Consider the following 3,053-nt stretch of genomic DNA (forward strand, 5'->3'; position numbering starts at 1 on the left):
GCCTTCGGCGGCCCCCAACCCCCAAAGAGTTTTTCTCATCCCCCCCGCAGCCCAAAGGGTTACGGGGAAGGGGGAGGGACCATCAGCCTCTTCCCTACCGGGCGGCATATAGTAACCAAAAGGTAGAAACCAGGGAAAACCAACAGGACGCGGAGGGCTTCTCCGTGCCCCCCCTCATCTCTTCATCTGGTCTCCCCGAGTGAACCGAGAGAGGGAACGCTTGGGGTTCAATCGCACTGAAAACGGTATCCGATCCCCCACTCCGTCAAGATGTAACGTGGATGTCTGGGATCCGGTTCGATCTTCTGGCGGAGATAGTGAATATATAGCTTTAGGTTGTCGATATCATCCGTGTATTCCGGACCCCAAACCTGGGTGAGGAGATAGCGATGGGGAAGTAACCGGCCGGCGTTTCGCATCATGATGCTCAGAAGCCGGAACTCCAGCGGGGTCAGCTGAACAGGTCTCCCGGCCACCGTTACTGTGTGCTGGTCCAGATCCAGCACGATCTCCCCACATCGGTAAATCCCTTGCTCCGGCAACGCCCGGCCGCTCGCCCGGCGTAGAAGGGCTCGGATCCGTGCCAAAAGGACATCCGCTTGGAACGGCTTGGTCACATAATCGTCCGCCCCCAGTTCCAGACCATATACCACATCCGTGGTCATTCCCTTGGCGGTCAACATCAGGATCGGGATCGTCGAGATCTGCCGGATACGACGGCAGACCTCCCAACCATCCATCTCGGGCATCATGATGTCCAAAATCACCAAATCCGGCCGCTCGGTCTCAAGGATCTGAAGGCCAGTCGCTCCATCCAGCGCAATTCGAACCTGATAGCCGGCCCCCTCCAGGCGCTTCCGGAGCAGCTCCACGAACTCCCGATCATCGTCAATCACCAGCAGAGTAGGCGTCATTGATCCTCCCTTGAAGAGTTGGGCTTGAAGCCTGTAAAGCCCAATCGGCATGATGTGACAGTCCCCCAAGAGGTGCCGATCGTCCGACAGCTTAGCGGATGCGAACAACCCGCTCCCTGGGGCATCCACAGGAATGCCCCTACTCCCTCCCAGTGCGGCCCTGCGACCCAGGAAGGATATAGGGGCAGGCCTTGTGCCTGCCCCAAAGCTCATCCGCACACGTTGGGGCGACCACCCGGGTTCCAATTATTTTGAAAATCCACATGTATGATGATGGAAGAAAATCAGCTCACCAATATAGGACTTTCGTCCCATAGCATGAGGAGCAAGCGCCCTTGTGCAGGGAGGCAAGCGGACGGTTCGTGAAGCCGTTCCGCGATGTAGGAACACCCTTGTGGGTGCCCCTACCTTTGGCCACGTCCCATCGAAATTCCATGTGAAGGGGCACCCTCACGCCTTGGGGCGACGATCTCACCCCAACTCTCCGAATTCCATTGCCCTGGAGACATCGGCTGGGCGCGGGTCGGGCTCTTCCAGGGGTCGCCATGGGGCGGCCGGGTCCTCTCGTGGACGCCAGCGGGGACCTTCCCGGGTATCCTGAACCTCATATCCCAGCGCCCGGATGCGATCTCGCAACGCATCGGCGGTTGCCCAATCCCGCCGCTGACGAGCCGCCTCCCGCTCCCGGATCAGCGCTGCGACCTCGGGGGGCAACATTGGCTGGGAGAGGCTGGGCGCCCCCGGGGGCGGTGAGGCCTCAATCGGCGGTGGGATCCGGACCTCCCCGAGCCAGGTCATGGGGAAGGCCTCTCCTGACTCCACCTCTCGGATTCCATCCGCTCGCCAGATCGTCACCCGTCCCCGACCCAGCACTTCCACGGTTCCCTTGAGGAAATCAAAAACCGCTATTGTGTGCTCGTCGATCCCCAGGATCACCACCTCGGGTGGGAGGAAACGCCGCATCGCCTCGAATCGCTCGCGCCCCATAAAGCACCGGCTTGTATCCACTTCCTCCCCGCCTTCCTGATTGTTCCAGTGGGAAACAATCGCCAGCTGAAGGCCAAAGTCCCCAAACAGATCCAACCCCCGCACCCAGTGGGGATCGTAGCCGGCTTTGTAAATCTCATAAACCGGCACCGCCCACGTGCTGACCGCGATGGCCGCCGCACTGGCCAGCCCCAGAGCGGCCCCCTGTCGATGGCGGGCCAGGAGATAGCGCCAGGCGACGCTTCCCATCAGCTGCCGGATCGCATACGTGGGGCTCCCCGGGCCCATGAAAATGTAGTCTGCTTCCAAGAGGGGCGCCACCAGGTGGGGGTCATCGGGACTGAAGGGGGTTCCGCGCTTACGGGCCGGGATGACCAGGACGCGAGGCCGGAACTCCCCCAAGCGCTCACGAATGAAATCGGCCACCCGCCCTGCCACCCGCGCGGAGTTCAATTCGAAGCCCGCGGGGGTCTCCAGGATCGCCACCTTCACCGGCGGCTCGAAGTCTTTCATCGCCGCCGCATGCCCCCGTCGCCCTGCCGGCGCGATCTCTCCAGAGCCAAATAACACGATCTTCCCGGGACGGGAGGCCACCGCTGAGAACTGATCCGATAGGCTCCCAGCCCCTCCAGCAATATTCAACGCCTCCTCCTTGCCACAATTTGTACAGCTTGTGCACTTTCATGTTAACACATCTTAAACAACTTGTCCATGCGTGTTTTCGTATTTTTCGAAACATTCCAAAGCAAATAAATGCTGTAGATTGTTATTGAAACAGATTACAGTATCTTTTTATTAAAACCATTAGCCTTAATTCATTTGACAGCAGGCCAAATTTATGATTTACTATAAAGCAATCAGGACCTTCGCTTATTCCTTTGCTCCCGGAGGCAAGCGATGAAAGAAGCACGAGGAGGTATGCGGATTGCGGGGGCTTCGATCGCCTGGATCGTGCTCTACGGCGCCCTCTGCGGAGTGACCGCGCTGGTTCCGATTTTCCCCTATGTCGGCGGAGGGGGTTACGTGCCTCTTCAGAACGTATTCTCCGCTATGGCCCCGCTATTGCTAGGCCCTCTCGGGGGATTTGTGGCCGCAGTGCTAGGCGGATTGATCGGCATGTTCATTGCCCCGGCAGCCTTCCCCCTCCAGCTC

General features: G+C 59.4%; 2 protein-coding genes and 1 pseudogene. 1 reads left to right on the top strand and 2 read right to left on the bottom strand.

What is annotated here, in order from left to right; all coding sequences use genetic code 11:
* Window positions 1-227 precede the first annotated feature (227 nt).
* Window positions 228-914 carry a response regulator transcription factor gene (locus ACFMO5_RS04925; protein WP_376791647.1) on the bottom strand — a complete coding sequence of 229 codons (687 nt, stop codon included), beginning with the start codon at window positions 912-914 and terminating at the stop codon, window positions 228-230.
* A 471-nt stretch (window positions 915-1,385) separates the two neighbouring features.
* Complete coding sequence (locus ACFMO5_RS04930; RefSeq protein ID WP_376791648.1) at window positions 1,386-2,543, bottom strand: cysteinyl-tRNA synthetase; 1,158 nt, start codon at window positions 2,541-2,543, stop codon at window positions 1,386-1,388.
* Window positions 2,544-2,798: 255 nt separating this feature from the next.
* Between ACFMO5_RS04930 and ACFMO5_RS04935 the strand changes: the two are divergent.
* Window positions 2,799-3,053: pseudogene (locus ACFMO5_RS04935) on the top strand (hypothetical protein); the annotation flags it as partial.

Source organism: Thermoflexus sp. (assembly GCF_042408365.1).
In the GTDB taxonomy this organism is placed as follows: domain Bacteria; phylum Chloroflexota; class Anaerolineae; order Thermoflexales; family Thermoflexaceae; genus Thermoflexus.

Excerpts from the sequence above, each read along its gene's own strand:
- ACFMO5_RS04925 (WP_376791647.1), bottom strand. The coding sequence starts at position 914 with ATGACGCCTACTCTGCTGGTGATTGACGATGATCGGGAGTTCGTGGAG.